Raw genomic sequence first — 5,614 nt, forward strand, 5'->3', positions numbered from 1 at the left:
CGGTCGATCGCGCCGGACGATGCCGTAGTCCTGGCCGTCGAGCGGGCCCAGCACGCTCGCGGGCACGAACGACTCCATCGCCCAGGCTCTGGTCTGCACGTCCGCGGCGAAGCCGTACGCCCCCCAGACGGGCCAGCGCACGCGGGCGCGCCAACTGCCGTCCCGGTACTGATGCCAGCTCACCAGGGTGACCTCCAGGTGTTGTCCGTCCGGGAGGAGCATCCGTACCCGCGGCCCCGTCGGTTGCGGGTCCGCCTCCTTGCGTCGCTTGCCGACCGGGCCGTAGAGCGGCTCGCGGCGGCCGGCGGATTCCGCGCGGGTGGGCGACTCGCCACCGGCGGCCGATGTCGGTAGTGCTGCGATCTTGCTGCTCACGCGGCCATTGTGCGGCGCCGCGACGGCCCACCGGCCCGAAAGCGCCGTCACACGCACGCGTCCCACCCGTACGGCGCACGTCAGTGCGCCACGCGAGTGGGACGGGTGGGGGTGCGATCCCGTCAGGACACCACCCGAAGCTCGGCCGGGGCGACCACGCTCAGGCCCAGCGTCGCGGCCAGGTCCTCGACCAGATTGACGGCCTGGTCCGCGGTCAGTCGTTCGACCGTCCACTCGTCGGTGGGGCGGCCTTCGGCGTCGGTGTGCGGACCGAATCTCAGCTCGATCGGACGGTCCGCGTCGGCGGAGGGCAGCACCGGAACCCGGGCCACCAGAGTGACATTGTTCGACATGACGTCGACTCCCTTCGGAGAGCGAAAACGATCGCCGCTGTCATTGCCGGTCGCCACTCACGCTCGCATCGCCTACGGACCGTGTCCAGGTGTCTCCGGAGGCACAGGGAGCGCACAAGGCGCGCCCCGACGCACGACACGGCCCCGGAGCACGTCGCGCGCCGGGGCCGTGTCGTCGATCGTGTGGGGGAAGTCCCCCCGCATGTGGATGAAGTCGTCTACCCGGGTGGGACGAACGACTCGCCACCGGATGCGATCAGGAGCGGGTCAGCCGAAGAATGCCTTCACCACCGGTCCCGCCGCCGAGCCGCCGGACTTGCCCTTCTCGACCAGAACCGCGATCGCGACATCGTCCTTGAACGCGATCATCCAGCCGTGCGTGAGGGTCTCGCCCTTGTCGTCGAACTCGGCGGTACCGGTCTTGGCGCCCACGGTGCCCGGGATGCCCTGGAGCATCTTGCCCGAGCCGTTGGCCACCACGCCCTGCATCAGCGACTTGAGTTGACCGGCGATCGCCGGGTCCAAGTCGTGCGAGGGCACCCGACCGGGCACGTCGTCCGGCGCGAGCACGGGCTGGTTGAACTTGCCGGAGGCGATCGTCGCGGCGACCGAGGCCATCACCAGCGGACTGGCCAGCACCCGGCCCTGGCCGATCATCGACGCGGCCTTGTCGTTCTCGCTGTTGGCCGGGGGCACCGAACCGTCGAAGGTCACCGTGCCGACGTCCCACTTGGCGCCGATCCCGAACTGCTCGCCCGCCAGCTTGTTCAGCGTGTCGTTCTCGATCTTCGACCGGTTGCCGATGAACGCGGTGTTGCAGGACTGCGCGAAGTCTTCCTGGAAGAGCGCGTTGGGCATCGGCTGGAGACCGTCGTAGTTCTTGAACGTCTGGCCGTTGACCACGAGCGTGTTCTCGCACGGCACCTTGTCGGTCGGCTTGAGGCCCGCCCGCAGCAGCGCCCCGGAGGAGACCGTCTTGAAGGTCGAGCCCGGTGGGTACCGACCGGTGAAGGCGCGGTTGTCGCCGTTCGCGGGGGTGTTCGCGGCACCCAGGATGCCGCCGGACTTGGCGTCGAGCACCACGATCGAGGCGTTGTTGCCGCCGGTGACCGCCTTGAGTGCCTCCTCGGCCCGCTTCTGGGTGTTCGGGTCCAGGGTGGTCTTCAGCGGCTCGGACGGCTTGCTCTTGACGTCGACCAGGGTCGTCTTCTCCGCACCGGCGGCGTCCACGATGCTGATCTTCAGCGCCGCGGTGCCGGCCAGCTTCTTCTCGTAGCGATATTGCAGGCCGGAGGCGCCCACCGAGTCCACGGAGGACGCGCTCGGGTCGGCGTTCTTGAGCAGATCCGCGTTGTCGCCGGAGCCGACCGTACCGACGATCTGCTTCGCCACGTCACTGGCCTGCTGCGTGCTCTCCTTGACCTGTATCCCGCCCAGGCCGGCCAGCTTGAGCTGACCGTTGCCGTCCCACTTCTCCTTGCGCAGGGTCACCAGCGGCAGCGACTGGTTCGGATCCGCGGCCGCGACCCGGGACTTGAGCTTGGGGACGTCCAGGTCGAACAGCGGATCGGCGAGCGCGGCGTACAGCGCGTCCGGGTTGGTGATCTTGGCCGGCCACAGGGACAGCGCCACCACCGGCGTCGAGGTGGCCAGCGCCTTGCCCGAGCGGTCCAGGATCTCGCCGCGCTTGGGCAGCGTGCGATCACGCTTGATCTTGCCGGTGTCGGCGAGTTGGGGGTGCACGATGGACTGGGTCCAGTGCACGGTGCTCTTGCCGTTCGCGGTGACCACCGGGACGGTCGAGTCGATCTTGACCGGCTCGGCCACCCCCTTGAGGGTCAGCGTCGCGTTGTAGGTGAGCGTGGCGGGCGCGTTGTCCTTGCCCTTGGTGTACGTACCGGGCTTGTACTCGGCCTTGACGATGCCCAGCTGCTTGCCCGTCGTTTCCAGGCCGGCCTGTGCCGTGGTGGGGTTGTCCGTGAAGGACGCGGCCTTGGCCGCATCGCCGCTCTGCCACGCGGTCAGGAAGTTCCTGGCCGTCGTCTCGGACGTGTCCTTCTTCTCGCCGCCACCGCCGCTGCACGAGGTCAGCGCGGCCACCACGACAACGGACAACACCAACGGCACGGCCGACGGGATCCGCCGCATCTTGCTGCCCACCAGATTCCTCCCGAACGTCCACGAACCCCCGACAGCCCGCCGGAGGTCTTCGGTCACGCTACCCGGACCGCGAACGCACGTCGGCCATCGGGCACGAGTACGACCGACTTGTGACCCGGTTGTTGAGGTGCCCGGGACACCTCGGGTGAGGGATCGCCCTCAACCCTGGGCGAACGGGAGCCGAATTCGCGACCGGAGGAAACCGGTCCCCCATGCGGTGCGTCGGTAGGAGCATGAGGGTCTGCCGGGTCGGGGGCCCCGAGTTGACCGTTGGCACCGTCGAGCAGGAGGAGAACGGGGCGATGGGGACCACACGGATCGCCATACCGACACCACCGCGTTACGGGTGGCAGGAGGACGCGGCATGCAGGGGCCTGGACGCCGGGCTCTTCTTCGGTGACGACCAGGAGCGGCCCGGCGAGCGTCGGGCGCGCGAGCGGGTCGCCAAGAAGGTCTGCATCTCCTGCCCGGTGCGGCGGCGCTGCCACGAGCACGCGATGTCGGTCCCGGAACGCCGGGGTGTGTGGGCGGGTCTGGGCGAGACCGAACGTGCCGCGCTGTTGCGCGAACAGGAGCAGGAACACGAGCACGAGCACGAGCGGGAGAAAGCCACGACTGCGGCCTGACCGCGCCCGGGAGGCGGGCGCCCCGCGCCCGCGCGGCCGGATCCGGAGTCAGGCCGGCAGGTCGTCCTCGGTGAGCAGCCCACGCACGTCGAGTCGGGCTCGCACGTGCGGCGTGCACGCGTCCACCACGACCGCCGCGCCGATCCATTCGGCGCCGGCCACGGTGACCATCCGCCGCACGGCACTGGCCTGCGCACCGGTCTCGATCCACTCGTCGACCAGGAGCACCCGATCGCCCGGCCGAAACAGCCGGCTCGGGACCACCAACGTGAGGCCGCCGTCCTGGTATTCGGGCGGGGTGGCGGCGCGCAGCATGGGGTCGTCGCCGGGCCGTCGGCCGTCGCCGACGATCCGCCGATCCTTGCGGATCTCGACGAAGCCGACGCCCAGGTGCAGCGCCGTGATCGGCCCCAGGACCAGACCGCGGGTCTCGATGCCGACGATCAGGGTTGGCTGCGCATCCGCGTGCAGCGCGCCGAGGCCGGGACCGAGCATGGCCAGCACCTCGGGGTCGTGCCACCAGCCGGAGGCGTCCGCGAAGGTGCCCCACGGTGTCTCCCGCCAGGTGAACGCGTCCGCGAGTCGCCGCGCGATGGCTCCCACGCTGCCCTGACGGCTCGTCACCTCGGCGCACCCCGTTCCGTCCCGCACCGGCATGTCCGGACCTTCGACCGAAAGGCTACCGGTGCGGGTCGGTTCGGATTCGCGAACCCGCCCCGGGCGACCCGCACTCGACCGGCCGCCGCGGCGGGCGCTCAGTCCGCGCCGGGGCGGTCCAACGGCTGTTCGACCAGCGCGAGCACCCGACTGGCCATGAACCGCGCGGTGCGCACCACCGTGCCCGTCCGGGTCAGTTCGCTCACCTCGACGACGCCGCGGCGGACCGCGACATCCAGCCGGCGCCCCGCGCGCGTCGCGGTCATCTCGTAGGTCTTGGTGCTGTCGCCCGCGTCGACCACTATCTCGACCCGATCGCCCTTCATCTGTGCCCCCTTCGACCGATTACCTCCATCTTCTCCCACAGGTCCGACATCGACCCTCTCCCCGATGAGGGTGGTCCGGCCCCGACTCCGGGGCGCCTTACCGCGCGGGGCGCCGGGGTTCCTCTAACGTGTGTCGCACACAGGGGATTCGGGCACACGACACCCGGACGACGGCACCACGCGAGGGGATCGGGCACACATGACGATGGTGCGGCTGCGACGGCAGGATCCGCGCATCGTCGGTTCCTATCGGTTGCTGCGTCGTCTCGGGGCCGGCGGCATGGGCGTGGTCTACCTCGGCGTGGACCGGCACGGCAACCGGGTCGCCCTCAAGTTGATCCGCCAAGAGCTGGCCGGGAACCCGGAGTTCCGCTCGCGGTTCGCCCGCGAGGTGGACGCCGCCCGGATGGTCCGCGGCAATCGCACGGCCGCCCTCGTGGACGCCGACGCGAGCGCCGACCGCCCGTGGTTGGCCACGGTCTACGTGCCCGGCCCCTCGCTGCAGCGCCGGGTCGGCGAGCGCGGCCCGCTGGGCTGTCTGGATCTGGCGCGGGTCGGCTCGGCGGTGGCCGACGGCCTGGTGTCGGTGCACGCGGTCGGCGTCGTGCACCGCGACGTGAAGCCGTCCAACATCCTGCTGTCCCCCGACGGACCGCAGATCATCGACTTCGGCATCGCCTACGCGGACGGCGCCGGCACCCTGACCGTAACCGGAACCGCGGTCGGCTCACCGGGATTTCTGGCCCCCGAGCAGGTACGCGGACAGACCGTGACGCCGGCCACCGACATATTCGCGCTCGGCGTCACGCTGGCCTACGCGGGTCGCGGCGCACCGCCGTTCGGGTCGGGGCCGGTGGACGCGCTGCTGTACCGCGTCGTGCACGAGGAACCGGATCTGGAGGGTGTACCGGAGCAGGTGGTCCCGTTGATCTCGGCCTGCCTGTCCAAGGACCCCCGGATGCGACCGTCCGCCGAACAGGTACGCGAACGGCTGGCCGCGATCGCCCGTCAACGCGAGGCGGAACGTGGTACACCGAGCCGCGGGTCGGTGACGACGCCGGCTGCGGCGGCCGCGGCGGGTTCGGCCTCGGTCGCGGGCCGAACCGACGGCGGCCCG

The 5,614-nt window shown here is 70.7% G+C and carries 7 protein-coding genes; 2 read left to right on the forward strand and 5 right to left on the reverse strand.

Features of this window, described 5'->3' with window-relative positions:
- The 3 genes from ABZS54_RS41830 to ABZS54_RS41840 form a co-directional block, all read right to left on the reverse strand.
- Positions 1 to 375: hypothetical protein (locus ABZS54_RS41830; protein ID WP_355548342.1), on the reverse strand; the 375-nt coding region annotated here is incomplete at its 3' end.
- A gap of 122 nt (positions 376 to 497) precedes the next feature.
- Positions 498 to 728: a hypothetical protein gene (locus tag ABZS54_RS41835; RefSeq protein WP_355548345.1), complete on the reverse strand. Its 231-nt coding sequence runs from the start codon at positions 726 to 728 to the stop codon at positions 498 to 500.
- A 267-nt stretch (positions 729 to 995) separates the two neighbouring features.
- A complete protein-coding gene (locus ABZS54_RS41840; protein WP_355548348.1) occupies positions 996 to 2,888 on the reverse strand; it encodes a penicillin-binding transpeptidase domain-containing protein in 1,893 nt (630 codons plus the stop codon).
- A gap of 302 nt (positions 2,889 to 3,190) precedes the next feature.
- Here ABZS54_RS41840 and ABZS54_RS41845 point away from each other — a divergent pair, with 302 nt between their 5' ends.
- Positions 3,191 to 3,514 carry a WhiB family transcriptional regulator gene (locus tag ABZS54_RS41845; protein WP_355548351.1) on the forward strand — a complete coding sequence of 108 codons (324 nt, stop codon included), beginning with the start codon at positions 3,191 to 3,193 and terminating at the stop codon, positions 3,512 to 3,514.
- A gap of 48 nt (positions 3,515 to 3,562) precedes the next feature.
- Here ABZS54_RS41845 and ABZS54_RS41850 read toward each other — a convergent pair whose 3' ends face one another.
- Both ABZS54_RS41850 and ABZS54_RS41855 read right to left on the reverse strand, forming a co-directional pair.
- Positions 3,563 to 4,138: a phosphoribosyltransferase family protein gene (locus tag ABZS54_RS41850; RefSeq protein WP_355548353.1), complete on the reverse strand. Its 576-nt coding sequence runs from the start codon at positions 4,136 to 4,138 to the stop codon at positions 3,563 to 3,565.
- 131 nt (positions 4,139 to 4,269) lie between these two features.
- The gene (locus tag ABZS54_RS41855) at positions 4,270 to 4,497 is read right to left on the reverse strand and encodes a hypothetical protein (protein ID WP_020548744.1); all 228 of its coding nucleotides are present in this window, start codon (positions 4,495 to 4,497) and stop codon (positions 4,270 to 4,272) included.
- A gap of 199 nt (positions 4,498 to 4,696) precedes the next feature.
- Here ABZS54_RS41855 and ABZS54_RS41860 point away from each other — a divergent pair.
- A partial coding sequence (locus tag ABZS54_RS41860; RefSeq protein ID WP_355548356.1) for a serine/threonine-protein kinase occupies positions 4,697 to 5,614 on the forward strand: 918 nt, incomplete at its 3' end.

The organism is Embleya sp. NPDC005575 (genome assembly GCF_040605455.1).
GTDB lineage: Bacteria > Actinomycetota > Actinomycetes > Streptomycetales > Streptomycetaceae > Embleya.